We start from the raw sequence: 19,142 nt of genomic DNA on the forward strand, positions 1-19,142 counted from the left end.
CAGCCGGATAGAGAGCGTAAACCGTTTCAGTTAACACGTATGGCAATTATTTATGACCTTCCTGTCGTAACTTTCGCACTAGATTTCCTAACATCAGTAACCGCATGTATTTTCTTGGATTCGATCTCGGCAGTTCGTCTGTTAAAGCCTGTTTAATTGATGCCGACAGTGGCAAAGTTGTAGCCTCAGCTTTTTTTCCTCAACCTGAGATGGTTATTGAAGCCCCGCAACCGGGCTTCGCCGAACAACAACCCGAAAATTGGTGGATAAACGCCTGTTTAGCCAGCAAGGCCGTGATACAACAGGCTAATATCCGACCCGAAGAGGTGAAAGCCATTGGCATTTCGTATCAGATGCATGGTTTGGTGGTCGTTGATAAGGAATTTAACGTACTGCGCCCTTCCATTATCTGGTGCGACAGTCGGGCCGTTCCCTATGGCAATCAGGCTTTCGATGCGCTCGGTCATGACCGTACGTTGCATCACCTGCTTAACTCGCCGGGTAATTTCACAGCGGCAAAACTGGCCTGGGTAAAAGCGAATGAACCCGATGTATACGCGCAGGTGGCTCATTTCATGCTTCCCGGCGATTACCTAGCCGCTCGCATGACAGGCGACATTGTAACGACAGCATCGGGACTTTCGGAGGGTGCGTTCTGGGATTTCCAGGACAATCAACCCGCTCAATTTCTGCTCGATTATTTTGGCTTTGATTCGGGCCTTATTCCAACCATTAAACCAACATTTGCTTCTCAGGGTGAGATAACCGCATCGGCTGCGGCTGAGTTGGGCCTTGCTGCCGGAACGCCCGTTACGTATCGCGCTGGCGATCAGCCGAATAATGCCTGGTCGTTGAATGTACTGGAGCCGGGTCAGATTGCGGCTACTGCCGGAACATCGGGGGTTGTGTATGGTGTGAGTGATCAGGCTAAATACGACCCAAAATCGCGCGTCAACACGTTCCTGCACGTTAGTCATACCGCCGAAGCACCACGTTACGGTGTTTTGTTATGTGTAAACGGTACGGGCATTCTAAATAGCTGGCTTCGGAATCAGGTGATGCAACGGTCGATCAGCTACGCCGACATGAACGTACTGGCGCACGAAGCACCGATCGGGGCCGACGGTCTAATCTGTTTACCCTTTGGCAATGGCGCCGAACGGATGCTGGAAAATGCGGATTTGGGCGCGTCGTTTCATGGTCTGCAATTAACACGACACGGACTACCGCACATGATTCGGGCGGCACAGGAGGGCATCGTCTTTGCGCTTTATTACGGTATCCAGATCATGGAAAGTGTGGGTGTAGGTCTGCAAACGATTCGGGCGGGTGAGGCTAATATGTTCCTCAGTCCTCTCTTCCGCGATACGTTGGCTAACCTCACTGGCGCAACGATTGAGCTTTACAATACCGATGGTGCTCAGGGAGCCGCTCGTGGCGCTGGCCTGGGATTGGGTCATTATAAAAACGCGCAGGAAGCCTTTACCGGCCTGCACGTAACGAAAACGATTGAGCCCGACATGCGGGCGCAGGAAGCCTATCGGGAAGCGTATGAACGGTGGCTCACGAATCTAAGTATTCATTAATACAATTTTAAAAGCCATTCGTTATATTTATCTAAAAAAACGATATGAAAACGCTGGCTTTATTTCTATTCTTTTCAGCGGCCTTGATGAGTTGTTCACCCAATATTCAGGTCGTTACGTTGCGGGGCTCTAATGTTCGTCCTGCCGACGAGGGATTAATACTGGACAACGATACGTTAACGCTTCGCTACAACTTTGCCAGTGAACGCGGGGTTATGCACATTTCGTTAGTCAACAAACTCAACCGCCCCCTCTACGTTGACTGGAAACGCTCTTCGTTCATTGTTGGCCAGGATAAGCTTGATTATTGGTATGATGTTGCCGACGTTCAACTAGAGGGTGCTACCGTCGGAAGTCGTTATAGCCGCTATTCCGTTGGCTATCTGGGTGGAACGATCAGCAAAGAGGACATGATTAGCTTCATTCCACCACAGACGAAGCTCGATAAGCAGCAATTTGTGCTAGTACCTGATGGTCACTTAGTGTTATCTGGCCCATTTAAAACCGAGCAGGAACAATCGAATTTGATCAGCCGTAAAAAACCCATTGCCGTTAGCGTATACAACTATTCGGCTGATAAGTCGCCCTTAACGTTTCGTAATTATCTGACTCTTTCAACCGATAAAGACTTCAAAAACGAATTCCATATTGACACAAAATTCTGGGCATCGGACGTAAAAGTGCTTCCTCGTGACCAGGTACTGTCTAATTTTAATGGTACTTATTCTGAGCCCGTTCCTTTCAAAAAGCCCGATAGTTTTTACGTTACGTTACCGGTGCAATAACCCCGTTCCTATTGATGTGGCCTACCCTGTCTTGCCTGGTTATGCTGTAAGGCCTGCTCTACGGTGCGTTATTTGTCTACCAGGTAAATTTCTATCGTTCATTGTGGAAAAGTTCACCCGGATGCCCGCGAATGACTTTGCCAGTAAAGCGAAGAAAGAATTACCTTTAACTTTCTTTTCAATTATACCAATTCCTCAATTCCCATTTTCATGTCTGATATAAAATTAACCCTTGGCGAGAAAACCTACTTTCCGTTCCTGGAGAAACCTGTTCAGTACGAGGGGCGCGAATCTGATAATCCAATGGCATTTAAATTCTATGATGCCAATCGTCCTATTTTGGGGAAACCCATGAAAGACCTATTCCGCTTTGCTACGGCCTACTGGCATACGTTCTGCGGAACCGGCGCTGATCCCTTTGGTCCGGGCGTCAAGCATTTTCCATGGGACGCCAATACTGACCATCTGGCAGCGGCTCATGATAAAATGGATGCGGCTTTCGAGTTCATCACGAAAATAGGCATGGAATTTTACTGCTTTCACGATGTCGACGTAGCGCCCGAAGGAAACTCCAATGCCGAATTTGAAAAGAACTTCCGCGCCATTGTTGACTATGCGAAGCAGAAGCAAGCTGCCAGTGGCGTAAAACTTTTGTGGGGAACGGCCAATCTGTTTTCGCACGAGCGGTACATGAATGGCGCGTCTACGAACCCTGATTTCCACGTACTGGCGCACGGCGGCTGGCAGGTAAAAAATGCCATTGACGCGACCATCGAGTTGGGCGGTTCGGGCTATACGTTCTGGGGAGGTCGCGAAGGCTACATGTCGCTGCTGAACACGAACATGAAGCGGGAAACGGAACATTTGGGCAAATTCCTGCAAATCAGCCGTGATTATGCGCGTAAGCAGGGGTTCAAAGGGTCGTTCTACATTGAGCCGAAGCCAATGGAGCCAACCAAGCATCAGTACGATTTCGATGCGGCAACCGTTGTCGGCTTCCTGAATCGGTACGGTCTGCAAGATGATTTTGAGTTGAATATTGAGACGAACCACGCTACGTTAGCCAACCATACTTTTGCGCATGAATTGCAGGTGGCTGCCGACAATAACATGCTGGGCAGCATCGATGCGAATCGGGGCGACTACCAAAATGGATGGGATACGGATCAATTCCCGGTAGACGTATATGAACTAACCGAAGCCATGCTGGTGATTCTGGAAGCGGGCGGGTTGAAGTCGGGTGGTGTAAACTTCGATGCCAAAACGCGCCGGAACTCAACCGACCTCGAAGACATTTTCATCGCGCACATCGGCGGCATGGATACGTTCGCACGGGCAGCCATTGCCGCTGAAGCGATCCTGAACAAATCGCAGTATAAGAAACTACGTAGTGAACGCTACGCCAGCTACGATTCAGCCGACGGAGCGCGCTTTGAAAAAGGAGAATTAACGCTTGAAGACCTACGAGAATTTGCACTGAAGAACGGTGAACCAAAGCAGTTGAGTGGCAAGCAGGAATTGTATGAAATGATTGTGAATCAATACATTTAGACAATAAAATACGCGAACAACCCGTATAAACGCCGACAAATCTGTTTATTTGTCGGCGTTTATACGGGTTGTCTGTTTATCATCCATTTCGTTTATAATCCATGAAACTTCTTTTACTACTCCTTGCCTGCCTGCCCGCTTTCGCTCAACCCAGCGACGAAGCTGCAGTGAAAACGACTATTAATCAGCTTTTTCAGGGTATGCAAAAAGCAGACTCAACGGTACTAAAAACCTTGTTTATGCCCGGTGCGCGGCTCCAAACGGTTATCAACAAACAAGGCGACGTATCGGTACGGGATGAAGCGATCTCCATGTTTATCAACTCGATTGGTAAAGCCAAAGCCGGAACACTGGATGAACGGCTATCAGGAATGGATATTAAAATCGACGGCGAATTAGCTACCGCCTGGACGCCTTACGTTTTCTATTTCCAGAATAAGAAAAGTCACTGTGGCGTAAATGCCTTTACGCTCGTAAAAGTGGGCGAAAGCTGGAAAATTCAGACGATTATTGATACCCGCCGAAAAGACAATTGCCCCGATCTACCCAAGCAATAGTTCGTTATTTACCCCAGTTTGGCGTTCGCTTTTCCAGGAAAGCGGCCATGCCTTCTTTTGCATCGGGTGTTTGTTGAAGTTGTACAAATTGATCATATAAAAATGCCTGCTGTTCGCTGGATGGCAGTTTTTTTAGTTGCTGATACGCTCGCAAACCAAATTGCATGGCCGTCGGTGAAAACAGTTTTAATTCATCCGCTAGCCGCGTAATCGCTGCATCTAACTCATTCGTGGTTACTACGTCTGTCACTAAGCCAATGGCTTGAGCTTCGACAGCGGTAAGAGTTTTAGCGCGAAGGCAAAGGTCGAGGGCAGTGCGAGCGGGCATAATGTCGAGCAGAACAGCCAGCACCTGAAACGGGAATAATCCGCGCTTTACTTCGGGTAAACTAAACGTAGCGGATTCGGCCGCGATTACATACGTACTACCGCCCACCAGCAGAAATCCTCCCGCATAAACTGCTCCCTGCACCCGCGCAATGCAGGGCTTATGTAATTCTGCCATTAACTCCCCAAGTCGTACTGGGCCAGTCGGTTCCGGTACTGATGCCGTTTCAGTATCGCCTGACGATAAGCTTTTCAGGTCCATTCCCGCACAGAACGTATCGCCAGCGGCCGCCAATACTACTAACCAAATATCCGTAGCATAATGAGCGTAGGCCAATGCAAATGCTAGTTCATTGAGCATCGGCGGATTGAGCGCGTTCTTCTTTTCAGGGCGATTCAGCGTAATGGTCAGTACGTGTTCGTCGAGTGAAGTGAGCAGGTAACGGAAGCCTTCAGCAGGCAGGGTTGACGTCTCTTTAGCAGTATAAAGCATAAGCCGAAAGATAAGAAAATACCGTTTATAAAATCTTTGAAATCAGCTATATGGGAATGTACCTATTCTGAGTTATCTGTATAAATCCAAGCCCTTCTTAACGTATCATGAAAATCCCTATCCTACTGGCTCTAACGCTTTTAAGCGTTCAATTTTCGCAGGCTTCGCACTTACTTGGTGGCTACATTCAGGCGAAATCCGTTTCAGGCTCACCACTCACCTATGACATAACGGCTACTGTCTATATGCAAGCCGGAAGTGCGGCTGATCAGTTAACATCTTTAACAATGTGCATAGGAAATGGTACATATACAGTTGTCAATCGCGCAAACCAGCAATATCTCTCAACAGATAAGTCTATTACGGCCAGTACGTACCGGTTTGTTTATACCTATCTTAATCCCGGAACATACACCATAAACGTACACATTGATGGCCGTACTCAGGTTAAGAATATTCGTAACCCTAATAATCTGACACTTACACTCGCCACTACATTGACTACCTATTTACCAGGCTTAACGAATACACCAACAGTTGATTTTCCTTCGACTAATTTTCGTGTGGGTGTAAATCAAAAAGTAATTATTTCACTAAAAGCAACGGATGCAGACGGTGACAGTTTGGCGTACTTTTTAGCAAAACCGCTTACTCGCTCGAGTGCTAGCGACTGCACCAATCAATCGATTCCTTCCTACCTATTTCCGAACGACGTAACGTATCAGGGTACCTTCAAACTTAATAGCCGTACTGGTGAACTGGTTTGGGACGCGCCTACTCAACAGGGGAATTACAGCGTTGTCCTGAATCTAATGGAGTATCGAAATGGTATTCCGATCAGTCAGACAATTCAGGAAATTACCTTAACGGTTACCGATTTACCTGGCACACCCAGCGCTATTCCAGCTTACGAACCGGCAGGGGAAGGAGGAGTTATCACTGGAACAACCAATTATACTGACTCTGACGTAACGCTCACTACGTTCCCCAACCCGGTGGACGACTGGCTACAAGTGATTATTCAAACCAGCAGTCCAGGCACAGCTGCAATTCGGCTGATGGATGTCAATGGTCGAAAATTGCATGAGCTAACCTTCGGAAAAGCTTCCCGAAAACACGAGCAGATTATTAGTATGGACAGCTTACCCCCCGGAATTTATTTGCTTCATGCGGACGTTGGTGGACGTTCACTGGTCAGGAAAGTTGTAAAAAAGTAATTACAGAAGTTGTTTCCAGGTTCCCTTCATCCAGTTGTATTTGAGCGTACTGGGCAGTGCTTTCCAGAAATATTTGTTTAGCTCAACAGCAAACGACGGCTGCATGTAGCAATTGATGGCGCATCCCTCGCAGCCAGGAAGACGGCCTTCTAACGCAACTAATTTTTGTACTTCGTCAGAGTGGTACAGATCATACAGATCGTTGTCTATGGGGAAGTCTTTCAGGCCTAAGTGATAGCAGGGAAGCACTATCTTGTTTTCAGGAGAAATCACAATGGTTGTGCTGCCTGCCCGACAAACAGGATCGTCGACATGATTTCCACCGTCACGACGGAGTTGAATAAATCCGTCGTTGAGGTATACATTTTTCTGTTTTCCCCACCACGACATTTGCTGCAACGTATCGTCCGAAAACTGATCGCCAGTCTCAACAGCATTGTACTCGAATACGGGATTTAGAATCAGCACCAGATCGTTCGGGAGGCAAATTTCCTCGTGCATCTGCCGAATCTGGTGAACGTTACGTTCAAAAACGGTAAATAAAATATCCGGTCGTTCACCAAGTTGCCGGGCAATGGCAATCGATTCTAATACCTTATCGAAGCATTTCACACCCCGCGAACGATCATGTTCCTCAGCTATTGGCGAATCAAGCGAAAAGTGGAGCATGTCGACCAGGCCCCGTAATCGCTCAGCCTGTTTGGGATAGAGCAGAGCATTCGTCGTTACGGTAGTGATCAGGCCAAGCTGTTTGGCCTCCTTAAGTAGCTCGGGTAACTGGCGGTGTAACAATGGCTCGCCACCGGTAAAATCGATAACGCGAACGCCTAATCGTTTCAGATCCCGCAGATTTTGTCGGGCATTTTCGAGCGTAACATAGGGTGAAGGCCGCTCCCAGATATCGCAAAAACTACACGTCGCATTGCAGCGATACGTAACGTAGTAATTGCACAGAACCGGATGGGAGACTAAGCGCATAGGGAACGGGGTAAGGACATGAAGCATGGGGCATAGGGTTAATTATATCTTCTTTTTACCCTTTGCCCTTACCCCCTTGCCCTCGGCTATTGAAGCATTCTGAACAACGTCACGACTTTATCCTTTAAGTCTTTTCGGTCGACGATAAAGTCTAAGAACCCGTGGTCGAGAACAAATTCGGCACTCTGGAAACCTTTAGGCAGATCTTTACCAATGGTTTCGCGGATAACACGGGGACCGGCAAATCCAATCAGAGCCTCAGGCTCAGCAATATTGAAATCGCCCAGCATAGCGTAGGATGCCGTAACCCCACCCGTCGTTGGATCAGTCAGCAACGATACGTAGGGAAGCTTCGCTTTATCTAATAGAGCTAGCTTAGCGGATGTTTTGGCCATTTGCATCAGCGAGAAACCCGCTTCCATCATCCGGGCACCACCGGAGCGCGAAATCATCAGAAAGGGAGTTTTGTTCGCAAGCGCATGATCAATGGCCCGGGCAATCTTCTCCCCTACAACTGATCCCATCGAACCGCCAATAAAATTGAAATCCATTACCGCTATCGTAACAGTCAGACCGTTCATAGCGCCGTAAGCTGTGCGAACAGCGTCTTTCAAACCCGTCTTCTCTTCCGTAGACTTTATTCGTACCGGGTAAGGCTTGGTGTCAACAAACTTGAGCGGGTCAGCCGACGTCATAGTAGCATTGAGCTCAGTAAACTCGTTCTCATCGAATAGAATAGAGAAATAAGCCTCAGAACCAATCTTTTCATGATAGTTGCAATGAACGCACGTATAAGCATTGAGTTTATGCTCCCGCGTGTTCATTACTTTTTTACAGTTCGGGCATAGATACCATAACCCATCTGGAGCTTCCAGCTTCATTTCGGTTGGGGTCTGAATACCCTTATCTTTTCGGACGAACCAAGACATTTTTCAGGAAGTAATTGTCAGAATAATGAACCGTAAAGGTACAAAGAAAACAAGACCAACGAGCACTTGAGTATTTTCGTAGACTATTAGTTTACGAGCTGTTGCTGAGACTAAAAACGTATCGCCATGAACTCTCAGTAAGGTATTTATAAGCGAATCGATTTTTTTATGCTTGATAAATTTGTTGTTTTGCTACTATGAAACACGTATTGACTGCTTTTCTTTTAACCTTCACCTTCTCTGCTTTTGGTCAGGCTTCCGTAGCGTACTACCCGTTCAACAGTGTTGTTACGGTCAGTTCTAATGCCGATAGGGCCTTTTGGTTCGATGGCCGCTTACAGACGAATAGTTTATTTGGCTCACTCAGCACGACGCTTTGTCCCATGGTGAACGTAGCCCGAAAAGCGCAGGTGAATTACTACACAGGATTAGGTGTCCGCTTCAACGCTCTGAATGGAATCGATAACCGTGATATTCTGGAAGGCTATTCGCTGCATGTTGGAGTGCGTGTAAAACCCCTGCTTATGTTGCCCAATCTACGGGTCGCTTTTGAGCTTGCGCCGTATTCTCGTAAAGATTTCAAAACAGGTAATCTCCAGTCGTTTTTAGGAATTGTGTATCAGTTTAGCAAGAAGCAGTAAAAAAGGGAGTAACGGGAAGAAAAGGACAAATGAGAAAACAGCCATTTCTCTTATCCCTTTCTTCCTCATCCTCCCGTTACTCCTTTTTTATTTCTGATTATACGTGAACATACCGTGTTCGAGCTTATCAGCCCGATCAAAAAGCTTCAGTGCTTTCTGATACGTATCGTCGCTTTGACTGATGACCTGGAAAAACTCATTGTTTTGTCCAGCTTTATTGCCCTTTTGGTAGATGGCTCGCGCGACTAACGCCTTAATCTGATTCCGAATGTAGTTTTTCGAGCGGTTATATTCCTTCTCGTTAAACTTAATCCCTTCAGCCGTTGCCACTTTCACCAACCGATTCATTTGCTCATCGTTAATGACAACGGTCTTGTCGAATTCTATAAACGGCATTTTTTCCAGTTTTTTCCGGTTATCATTGGTGTATTCCATGGCGAACTCACGAATGATGTTCTTTCCGTACAGTTGAATCAGGTAAGCCGTTTGCCAGGTCGAATCTCTCGGAATAAAATAATCGGGTGTGATGCCACCACCGCCATATACTACTCGCCCGCCGTCGGTTTTGAACTTTAGTTTCGGATCGTTTTTAATTGAGTCGGCAATGTAATACTCGCCCCGTTTCGAGCGTAATTCGAGTTCTTTCTCGTAATCACCCTCTTGCCCCATTACATAAGGCTTCTGAATACTTCGGCCACTGGGGGTGTAGTAGCGAGAAATCGTTAATCGCAATTCAGAGCCATCCGATAACGTTCTTGGCATTTGCACCAGCCCTTTTCCGAACGACCGGCGACCGGCAATCAAGGCGCGGTCATGATCCTGCAAGGCGCCAGAAACAATTTCTGATGCGGATGCACTGCCCTCATCGACCAGTACGACCAGCGGGCCCTCTTCAAATTGTCCGGTAATATGCGCATACGTCTTCCGGTCATATTGACTAACCTTACCTTCGGTGTAAACCAGAAGTTTATTACCGGCAATAAACTCATCGGCGATATTCGTGGCCCGGTCCATATACCCACCAGGGTTATTCCGCAAGTCAAGCATTAGTTGCGTCATTCCTTGCGCTTTGAGCGACGCTAATGCCGTTTTAAATTCGTCGTACGTTGTTTCGGAGAAACGATTAATTTTAAGATATCCCGTTTTGGCATCGATCATGTAAGAAGCATCGACTGAATATGTCGGGATTCGATCCCGCGTAATCGTGAACTCTTTTGGCTGCTTATCACCTTTCCGCAGAATCGTCAGTTTTACGTCCGTTCCTCGTTTACCACGTAGCGCTTTAAATACAGCTCCGTTTTCAATTTTTCCGCCAGCCAGGGGCGTACCATCTACTTTAATAATCTTATCACCACTCAGAATCCCTGCCGTTTCAGATGGGCCACCAGCCAGGGGGGTTACGACATAGACTGTATCCTTATAAATATTGAACTCTACGCCAATACCATCAAAGCCACCTTCAAGCTGAGAGCGAGCCGCAATGGCATCCTGTGGGTTCATATAGGCGGTATGTGGATCCAGTTTTTCGAGCATTTTTGTGATCGAAAAATCGACTAGTTCATCCGTATTAACTGAATCAACGTAGTTATTTTCAATCAGTTGCAAAATCTCCCGATACTTGGTGTAGCCACGTCCGATTGTATTCAGGCTTTTAGTACCGCTAAAAAATGTGGCACCAATTAACATTCCCCCAGCCAACGTAATACCCAGCAATATGGGCAATCGAACCGTAGCTTTGTCATTTTGAATTCGGGGATTCGATCCATTCATTTCCTGACCAGCTGGCTTGTTCGCGGCATTGTTTTCTTCCTGCATTCGCTTCTTCCTTAATTCTGTCTATATATACCCCCTAAACGTTTGGAAGATAGTGAAATGTTTGCCATAATATCTGTACTCTGTTAAAAAATCTTAACGAGCCCACCGTCAGCATAAGTAATTCCGGGAAAGGGTTGTTTTTACGTAGTATTGCGGGCTGTTTCTATTGGCTTGTCGCAGACCTTTTTTCAAATTTCACCAAGCTTTATTTCACTGTTTTATGTTTGTTCATACCGTTTTTTTCTGGCTCAAGCATCCCGAAAATCAGGAAGACCTACAGGCCTTGCTTGCTGGTTTAAAATCGCTCAGGGGCATCAGCGAAATTTCAACCGCCTACATCGGTACGCCCGCCGAAACGCGCCGACCCGTTATTGACCATTCCTATGATGCATCTCTGACGCTTGTTTTTGCCGACAAAGCGGCTCATGACGCTTATCAGGTTCACACAGACCATCAGGCCTTCGTCGACAACTGTGCGCATCTCTGGGAACGCGTACAGATATACGATGCAGTAGGGTAGGAAAGGGCATGGGGTTCGGGGCAGAGGGAAAACAATCTCTGAGTTTTCCCCTCTGCCCCGAACCCCATGCCCTACGCCATTACACCAATACTTCAAGCTTCATATCCATGTTTCCCTTCACCGCTTTGGAATATGGACAAACAATATGGGCGCTCTCAGCTAATTGCTGTAGCTGATCATGGTCCATATGCGGTGCCTTTACGGTAATTTTTCCTGACAGAAACATATTGTTGCCGTCTTTATTTAGCGAAATACTGACCTCTACGGCATGTTCAGGCAGGATAATTTTCCGGCGTTCAGCTACAGCCATCAAAGCGCCATTGTAGCAGGCACTATAAGCTGCGGCAAATAACATTTCGGGATTCGGAGCCCCACCCTCGCCGTGCATTTCCACCGGTCGTTTAACATCGAGTTCTAAAATACCATCGAGCGATTTAACATCGCCTTCGCGTCCACCGACATTGCTGACGGTGGCAGTATACAGGGTTTCCATCGTGTAGATTTTGAGTTTTTAAAGTTTTCAGCAGCACTATCTGCGCTTGTTAAACCGCCGACTGGTTGAAAAGTTATTTGGCAGAGGGCATAGGGTTCGGGGTATAGGGCAAAAGATAGCGTAATTATTTACCCTATGCCCCGAACCCTATGCCCCATACTTATGCAACATTCCGTCATTTTAAACTACCTTTGTCTAAGGGGCTTAGTTAAACAAAGTAGCAATAGAACGAGGCAGACCGCGTTTTGGTAAGTGAGTTCTTCTTTACGCTGACCAGCATGAATACGTTACCTCTATTTTATACCAACCGACGCCTACTTGGGTGGATGGGGGGCTTTGGGCTGGCTCTATGGGTATGCTTATCACCCGCATCAGCGCAGCGCCGGCGCGATAAACCAGGCGTAGATACTACGTTAGCGAAATCCGCTTCGACTACTACGGTCCGAATGGAAGCGGAAACTCAATTTACCGAGGGTGTACGGTATATGATGACCGATGAGCCCACAAAGGCAATTGCTCAGTTTGGGAAAGTCCTGCAAAAAGATCCGAATAATGCAGCGGCTCAGTATGCTACCGCGAATGTCCTGCTCAAAACCGGTAAAATCGCCGAAGCGCTTCCACACGCGACAAAAGCGTATTCATTAGATGGTCAGAATAAATTCTACGCGCTGCTGTTGGCTGAACTGTACGTAAAACAGAAACGCTATTCAGAAGCTGAAGCACTTTACGAGAAATTGATTAAAAAAGGGCCCGAAAATGCTGAGTATGGGGTTGAGCTGGCAGCTATTTATCTGTTCAACGAAAAGCCTGACAAAGCACTGGAGGCCTACAGCAACGTAGAGCGCGAGCTAGGGTTGAACGAAGAAATTACCCGGCAAAAACAGCGAATCTATCTCAAGCAGAACAAAATTGATAAAGCGATTCAGGAAGCCGAAAAACTAGTTGCCTCAGAACCGAGCGATCCGGATTATCTACTTGAAGGTGCTGAACTACTTATTGCCAACGACCGGTCTGATCAGGCTATCACCTGGATTGACAAGGCGCTTAAGATAAGCCCTGACCTCCCCCAGGCGCACGTATTGCTGGCCGATATTTACCGGAAGAAGGGAGATATGGCCCGTGTCACCAAAGAATTGAATCAGGTGCTGGCGAATCCGAATCTGGAAGCGGGCTTAAAGGCGCGAATTCTGTCGAGTTACGTTGGTATGACGGGTGAAAGCCCGACAGCGCAGAAAGATGCGTTGGGTATGGCGCAGAACCTGGCTAAAACATCGCCTAACGATCCTAAAACTCAGGTGATGCTGGCTGATTTGCTGATGCAACAGGGTAAGAAAGTAGAAGCCCGTGATGCGTATGCAAAAGCCGCCCGCCTAGACGGCTCTATTTATGAAGTCTGGGGAGCACTATTGCAACTAGACGGCGAATTAAATCAGATTGATAGCCTACTTGTGCATTCAGAGAAAGCGCTGGAAGTGTTTCCAACGCAGGGCTTGTTCTGGTATTCCAATGGGTCAGCTAATCTTTTTAAGCGCAAGTACCAGCAGGCCGTTGATGCACTGGAGGAAAGTAAAAAACTTCTGGTTGCCAGCTCAAAGGGCGATTTGCAGAAAGGGATCGATGCTCAGTTAGGTGACGCGTATAATGGACTTGGCGATTATACCAAATCCGATGAAGCCTACGAAGCCGTTCTGAAAGCAGATCCGCTGAACGACTACGTACTGAATAACTACAGCTACTTTCTATCACTACGAAAAGCTAATCTGCCAAGAGCGCAACAGTTAGCGCAGAAACTCGTAGAACGTCACCCCACCAACGCTACGTATTTAGATACCTACGCCTGGGTGCTGTATGTTGCCAAAGATTATACTAAAGCCCGGCAGTACCTGGAAAAAGCGCTGGCAGATACCGCGAACGTAAGCGGGACCATTATTGAACATTACGGCGACGTTCTGTATCAACTCGGTCAACCCGATAAAGCGCTTGAACAGTGGAAGAACGCAAAGAGTAAAGGCGGGGCCAGCTCTGATATCGATAAAAAAATAGCTACTGGAAAGATGTAATCGGTGGTTAGTGATTAGTAGTTGGTGAATAGTTCTTCTCACGTATTCGCTAAGCGCTGTTTCCTACCCACTAAGCCTTATGAACAAATACGGATTATTAGCAATACTGTTCGCTACGTTATTGAGTTTAGATGGTTGTCGACGCCACCATGTTTCGCATGGCACCGGTCAGACTCCCGTAGTATCTTCGACTCCTGATTCGACCCTTGCTTCCCAGCCAACCTCCGTAACGCCTACTACGTCAACCGACTCCGCTGTAGTCGCCAAACCGGCCCGACCCGGTATTGATGAAGCCCGTACGAACGTAGCTGAAATCGATTTTCGTTACCTCACAGCTAAGTCAAAAATATCCTTTAAAAGCAATCAACAGGATATTGACAATGCAAACGTCAATATCCGGGTCCGCAAAGACAGCCTGATCTGGTTATCTATTTCAAAGCTGGGTATCGAAGCGGTTCGCGGACTTATTACACGCGATTCGATCACCATTATCGATAAGATACATAGAGAATACTCCGTTTATGATTTCCCGACGTTAAGCAAACAATTCAATTTCAACATGAATTTTGAGTTGCTGCAAGCGTTGATCGTCGGTAATTTACCACTTCCAAAACGGCCGGCCCAAAAAATCAAAAACGAGCGGGATTATCTGCTGCTACGTCAGAGTGAGGGCAAAGTGATGGTTGAAAACTACATTGGTGAACAGGATCGGAAGCTAAAAAAATTGATGGTGACCGAACAACCTACCAAAAATACGTTGCGACTGGATTACGAAGATTTTACCTCTCTCAGCAATTTCCTGTTTCCTTATACCAGTCTGGTAACCCTCGACTATAAATCTCAGTCTGACGGACGGTTTTATCAGACGCTGCTACGTATCAAGCATAATAAAGTTGAACTGGTCGATAAAAATCCGGGATTTCCGTTCACGATTCCGGCCAATTACAAACGTCGGCCATAAGTTATTTTTGTTGGTTTAAGCCTCTATGCATTCCAAATTTCCATTTCCCCACCTGTCTACTTATTGGCTAATAATCAGTCTGGTCCTCTCTGGGTTAATTGCGTTTGACGGCCCAGCCCAGGCGCAGCAAACGCAGCAAAGCCGACAGAATCTGGAGAAAGAAAAGAAGCAGAATCTGGCGAAGATGAACCAGATACGGACCATTCTTCGGCAAACTTCATCAGAAAAACAAGCGGGTCTGGGTCAATTAAAAGCACTGGATCAGCAAATTCAGGCTCAATCGCAGCAGATTGGCTTGCTCAACAAAGATCTTCAATTAACAGAAACCGAAATTTCAGAACTACGCCAGACCAGTAATACGCTTACCCGCGATCTCAATAAACTGAAAGCGGAATACGGCTCTATGATTTATGCCGCGGATAAACGTCGTCAGCAAGTTAATCCACTAGGTTTTTTGTTTGCATCCGACAATTTTAACCAGCTCGTTGCGCGCTATAAATACCTGCGTCAGTATTCTGATGCCCGCCAGAGCCAGGTGCGGCAAATGGACAATGTGATGGCGATGCTACAGGATAAACAGCAGGCTACTCAACGGAAACGCCAGGATCAGAAAAATACGATAACGACTAAGGTTAAGGAAACTAAGAATCTGGAAGTTTTAAAAGGCGCTAAAAATCAGGTTGTAAAAGAATTAAGTCAGAAAGAAACGGAACTGAGCACCGAATTGGCGGAGAGACGTCGGGCGATTGGTCAGCTTGAAGCTATGATTACCCGTATCGTCGCGCGTGAACGAGCCGAACGCGAAGCACGCGAACGAGCTGAACGGGAAGCGCGCGCCGAACGGGAACGTGTTGCGCGCCGTGAAGCCGAACGGAGAGCTGCCGAACGTAAAAAAGCCGAAGAAGCCATTGCAGCTGCTGAAAAAGCGGGGGAGAAACCAGCTCCAACTGACGTAGCTAAAGTTGAGCGACCTGCTGAGCCAGAACCCACTCCTCCCCCACCCAAACCTGATGAGCGACGTAACAACACGCTGAATAATGAAGAAGATGCGCTGGCCTCTTCGTTCACCGCTTCACGCGCACATCTGCCCTGGCCAGTATCACGAGGGTTCATTTCCGACCACTTTGGACGCCGTCCCCACGCAGTGCTAAGGGGTATTTATGTCGAGAATCAAGGCGTTGATATTCAGACGAATGCCGGAGAAATCGTTCGTGCCGTTTACGATGGTATTGTACAGGACGTAACAAGTATGCCGGGTATGAACACCGTAGTAGCTATTCAACATGGTAGTTATTTTACTGTGTATGCCAAATTGAAAAACGTATCGGTCCGTGCCGGTCAGCGTGTGAAAGCGCGGGAAGCCATCGGCACGGTGGCGACCGATAAAGACGGAGTTTCTGAAATTCAGTTTCAGATCTGGAAAGAGTTCACCAAACTCAACCCAGAATCGTGGCTGACCCACCGGTAAAAGTCATATGGGAGTGAAGTTATATCGACGGCCTCAGCTTAACTCCATAACTTTACGGCCCATAACTTTATATCCGGTCCAATGTCTGTTCATAATCCCGACATCAAGCGCGTTACGACGCATACCATTCAGGAACTGAAAAATAAAGGCGAGAAGATTTCTGCGCTGACCGCCTATGATTTTTCGATGGCTCGTGTGGTCGACGCAGCTGGTGTTGAGATGATTCTTGTCGGTGATTCAGCCTCGAACGTTATGGCAGGTCACGAAACAACCTTACCCATTACTCTTGACCAGATGATCTATCACGCCAGCGCGGTTGTGCGGGGTGTTAAGCGAGCCCTGGTCGTAGTCGATTTACCATTTGGTTCTTATCAGGGTAATTCGTCGGAAGCGCTCCGATCGGCCATTCGGATCATGAAGGAATCGGGGGCGCACGCTGTCAAAATGGAAGGTGGTTTAGAAATCAAAGAATCGATTGTTCGAATTCTGAGTGCGGGTGTACCTGTTATGGGGCATCTTGGCTTGACCCCTCAATCCATTTACAAATTCGGTACGTATGCCGTACGGGCTAAAGAAGAGGCCGAAGCAGAGAAATTAATGGAAGATGCGCACATGCTCGAATCAATCGGTTGCTTTGGGGTAGTGCTCGAAAAAATACCAGCCACGCTCACAAAAACGGTATCCCAAAGCCTCACAATTCCGACCATTGGTATCGGCGCAGGGCCTGATGCCGACGGCCAAATTCTGGTTATTCATGATTTGCTTGGAATCAATAATGAATTCAAACCAAGATTCCTGCGACGGTATGCCGATTTGCACACAGTTATGACGGAAGCCATCGCCCATTACGTCGACGACGTTAAAGCAAATGATTTCCCGAACGAGAAAGAAGCGTATTGAGTTATAAAGAGTCATTACTTGTCATTGACAGTCACTAGCTTCATTAAATATTGTCTGCTAAAAGTGCTACTAATGACCATCAATGACAGGCCAGGACTACTACTTATGAAAAAGAAACCATTTCAGGTTGTTTACGAAGATAACCACCTGTTGATTGTCAATAAAGAACCGGGTATTCTGGTACAGGGCGACCGCACAGGCGACGTTACGCTACTGGATGTACTGAAAGACTATATTAAAGAAAAGTACCACAAACCCGGCGAGGTATTTCTGGGGCTAGTTCACCGACTCGACCGCCCCGTCAGTGGTCTGGTTGTTTTCGCCCGTACTTCAAAAGCGCTGGAACGGATGAACGAGATCTTCCGTAAGCGGCAGGTTCAAAAAACATACTGGGCTGTTGTTCGGCAAAAGCCACCGAAAGATGCCGATAAACTGGTAAACTGGCTGATAAAAGACGAGCAGAAAAATCAGGTAGCCGTCTATGATTATGAGGTTCCTAACTCGCAGAAAGCCGAATTAACGTATCGGACATTGGGGAGAATTAACGAGCATTATCTGTTGGAAGTGAACCCCGTCACGGGCCGACCTCACCAGATACGCTCTCAACTGGCTCACATAGGATGCCCGATCCGGGGCGACGTTAAGTATGGTTATGACCGGGCGGTTGCCGATAAGAAAATTTATCTACACGCTCGTCGTCTTTACTTCATTCATCCCGTGAAACAAGTCGGAGCGCCGGATCGACCGATTATCTGTAAAGCAGGCTTACCAAGCGATCCATTTTGGGAAGAGTTTCTGGATCTGGATGATGAGAATTATAAGGATAAGAACATGGATTTCATTTTCGAGTAAGGAAATGAAATCCCAAAAGCAAAGGGCCGCGTTTTCCATCCCCAGAAAATGCGGCCCTTTATTTTATGTATAACTAACACTCAGAATCCAGTCAGTGTAAAAGCTGATTCTGTTCAGAAGGCATTATATCTACCCTTATCTGATCGATTACGCGCTCGACCATCTGAACAACTCCATACAAGGCGCCGAAAATGATACACATCGGCAAAATAATGGGTAAAAAGACCACCCATTGAAAAATCATATACAGCCGAACATTCTTCATCAGTCTCAAGAGATAATTTTCACTATTAAAAATTGACAAGCGGTAGGTTCATCAAGTAACAAATTTGTCATTGAGTTTACAAATAATCGTAGCAACAGGATTATTCGCTCAACACTAAATTCTGCACATATTCAAAATTAAACTTGTCTTAGTACAAAAACAAGTTAAAAATAAAAAAGTTTTTGAAGCACTAAATTTACATCATATTTAAAACCTGTGAAATTATTGTTACTTATCCCTGGTTCTTTATCACTTTTTATTATTATAGGAGTATGCTACGTGATTTAAACCAGATTAACGGATCAGCATGCTGTGGTTTGCATTCTATTTGGTATTTTTGAGAGTTCATGCATTAGCTGCTCACTATCAGCATGTTTCGTCTACAAGGTTATCGGTTTGGAATTGCCCGTTTTTTGCTTGGTCTGTACATTGGTGTACTGATCAACGGGGTTGTCTTTCGCCATGCCCACCGATTATCTGACGGAACAATCATTTGCCATGCGCACCCTTACAAATCGTCACCCGGTACGCAGTTTCCCAAACACGCACATAGCCGGGATGAACTGATTTGGCTCGATGCGTTCGACAATCTATTATACGCTAACTCCAATGCATTTTTCTGTGCGGTCGTTTTATCCATTGCCTTATTGCTAGGCAACGGTCCTGTAGCATTCATCCATTTTCTCTTCTCAACAACCCATGTTGCCTTTCGGCATCGAGGTCCGCCGATTCATTTGATCTAGT

18 protein-coding genes are annotated in these 19,142 nt (G+C 46.7%); 13 read left to right on the top strand and 5 right to left on the bottom strand.

Features of this window, described 5'->3' with window-relative positions; all coding sequences use genetic code 11:
• Window positions 1-104: 104 nt before the first annotated feature.
• The 4 genes from IC230_RS01090 (at window position 105) to IC230_RS01105 (ending at window position 4,479) form a co-directional block, all read left to right on the top strand.
• Window positions 105-1,586 (top strand): xylulokinase, encoded by a 1,482-nt coding sequence (locus tag IC230_RS01090; RefSeq protein ID WP_191037112.1) that lies wholly within the window; start codon window positions 105-107, stop codon window positions 1,584-1,586.
• 44 nt (window positions 1,587-1,630) lie between these two features.
• A complete protein-coding gene (locus IC230_RS01095; protein ID WP_191037113.1) occupies window positions 1,631-2,371 on the top strand; it encodes a hypothetical protein in 741 nt (246 codons plus the stop codon).
• Between the two features lie 210 nt (window positions 2,372-2,581).
• Window positions 2,582-3,922, top strand: coding sequence for a xylose isomerase (gene xylA, locus IC230_RS01100; RefSeq protein ID WP_191037114.1), 1,341 nt, complete (start codon window positions 2,582-2,584; stop codon window positions 3,920-3,922).
• A 101-nt stretch (window positions 3,923-4,023) separates the two neighbouring features.
• Window positions 4,024-4,479, top strand: a complete 456-nt coding sequence (locus IC230_RS01105) for a nuclear transport factor 2 family protein (RefSeq protein WP_191037115.1) — start codon at window positions 4,024-4,026, stop codon at window positions 4,477-4,479.
• 4 nt (window positions 4,480-4,483) lie between these two features.
• On the opposite strand, the gene IC230_RS01110 is transcribed toward IC230_RS01105, so the two are convergent.
• Window positions 4,484-5,299 (bottom strand): enoyl-CoA hydratase/isomerase family protein, encoded by an 816-nt coding sequence (locus tag IC230_RS01110; protein WP_191037116.1) that lies wholly within the window; start codon window positions 5,297-5,299, stop codon window positions 4,484-4,486.
• Between the two features lie 107 nt (window positions 5,300-5,406).
• On the opposite strand from IC230_RS01110, the gene IC230_RS01115 reads away from it, so the two are divergent.
• Entirely contained in the window at window positions 5,407-6,516 is a 1,110-nt protein-coding gene (locus IC230_RS01115) for a T9SS type A sorting domain-containing protein (protein WP_191037117.1), read from the top strand.
• Here the strand turns inward: IC230_RS01115 and IC230_RS01120 are convergent, their stop codons facing one another.
• Window positions 6,517-7,494, bottom strand: a complete 978-nt coding sequence (locus tag IC230_RS01120) for a radical SAM protein (RefSeq protein ID WP_191037118.1) — start codon at window positions 7,492-7,494, stop codon at window positions 6,517-6,519.
• An 86-nt stretch (window positions 7,495-7,580) separates the two neighbouring features.
• Window positions 7,581-8,423 carry an acetyl-CoA carboxylase, carboxyltransferase subunit beta gene (gene accD, locus IC230_RS01125; protein ID WP_191037119.1) on the bottom strand — a complete coding sequence of 281 codons (843 nt, stop codon included), beginning with the start codon at window positions 8,421-8,423 and terminating at the stop codon, window positions 7,581-7,583.
• Between the two features lie 197 nt (window positions 8,424-8,620).
• Between accD and IC230_RS01130 the strand changes: the two genes are divergently transcribed.
• A complete protein-coding gene (locus tag IC230_RS01130; protein ID WP_191037120.1) occupies window positions 8,621-9,064 on the top strand; it encodes a hypothetical protein in 444 nt (147 codons plus the stop codon).
• Window positions 9,065-9,151: 87 nt separating this feature from the next.
• Here the strand turns inward: IC230_RS01130 and IC230_RS01135 are convergent, their stop codons facing one another.
• A complete protein-coding gene (locus IC230_RS01135; RefSeq protein WP_191037121.1) occupies window positions 9,152-10,879 on the bottom strand; it encodes a S41 family peptidase in 1,728 nt (575 codons plus the stop codon).
• A gap of 220 nt (window positions 10,880-11,099) precedes the next feature.
• Between IC230_RS01135 and IC230_RS01140 the strand changes: the two genes are divergently transcribed.
• Window positions 11,100-11,399 (top strand): Dabb family protein, encoded by a 300-nt coding sequence (locus IC230_RS01140; protein WP_191037122.1) that lies wholly within the window; start codon window positions 11,100-11,102, stop codon window positions 11,397-11,399.
• A 79-nt stretch (window positions 11,400-11,478) separates the two neighbouring features.
• Here IC230_RS01140 and IC230_RS01145 read toward each other — a convergent pair whose 3' ends face one another.
• Window positions 11,479-11,892 (bottom strand): Ohr family peroxiredoxin, encoded by a 414-nt coding sequence (locus IC230_RS01145; RefSeq protein ID WP_191037123.1) that lies wholly within the window; start codon window positions 11,890-11,892, stop codon window positions 11,479-11,481.
• Between the two features lie 278 nt (window positions 11,893-12,170).
• On the opposite strand from IC230_RS01145, the gene IC230_RS01150 reads away from it, so the two are divergent.
• From IC230_RS01150 to IC230_RS01175, 6 genes are all read left to right on the top strand, one after another.
• Window positions 12,171-13,952, top strand: a complete 1,782-nt coding sequence (locus tag IC230_RS01150; RefSeq protein WP_191037124.1) for a tetratricopeptide repeat protein — start codon at window positions 12,171-12,173, stop codon at window positions 13,950-13,952.
• 79 nt (window positions 13,953-14,031) lie between these two features.
• Window positions 14,032-14,913: a DUF4292 domain-containing protein gene (locus tag IC230_RS01155; RefSeq protein WP_191037125.1), complete on the top strand. Its 882-nt coding sequence runs from the start codon at window positions 14,032-14,034 to the stop codon at window positions 14,911-14,913.
• A gap of 25 nt (window positions 14,914-14,938) precedes the next feature.
• Window positions 14,939-16,381 carry a murein hydrolase activator EnvC family protein gene (locus IC230_RS01160; protein ID WP_191037126.1) on the top strand — a complete coding sequence of 481 codons (1,443 nt, stop codon included), beginning with the start codon at window positions 14,939-14,941 and terminating at the stop codon, window positions 16,379-16,381.
• 81 nt (window positions 16,382-16,462) lie between these two features.
• Window positions 16,463-17,281, top strand: a complete 819-nt coding sequence (gene panB, locus IC230_RS01165; protein WP_191037127.1) for a 3-methyl-2-oxobutanoate hydroxymethyltransferase — start codon at window positions 16,463-16,465, stop codon at window positions 17,279-17,281.
• Between the two features lie 105 nt (window positions 17,282-17,386).
• On the top strand, window positions 17,387-18,133 hold the full coding sequence (locus IC230_RS01170; protein WP_191037128.1) for an RluA family pseudouridine synthase: 747 nt from the start codon (window positions 17,387-17,389) through the stop codon (window positions 18,131-18,133).
• Between the two features lie 636 nt (window positions 18,134-18,769).
• The gene (locus IC230_RS01175; protein WP_191037129.1) at window positions 18,770-19,141 is read left to right on the top strand and encodes a hypothetical protein; all 372 of its coding nucleotides are present in this window, start codon (window positions 18,770-18,772) and stop codon (window positions 19,139-19,141) included.
• Window position 19,142 lies beyond the last annotated feature (1 nt).

This window comes from Spirosoma validum (assembly GCF_014699035.1).
Taxonomy (GTDB): domain Bacteria; phylum Bacteroidota; class Bacteroidia; order Cytophagales; family Spirosomataceae; genus Spirosoma; species Spirosoma validum.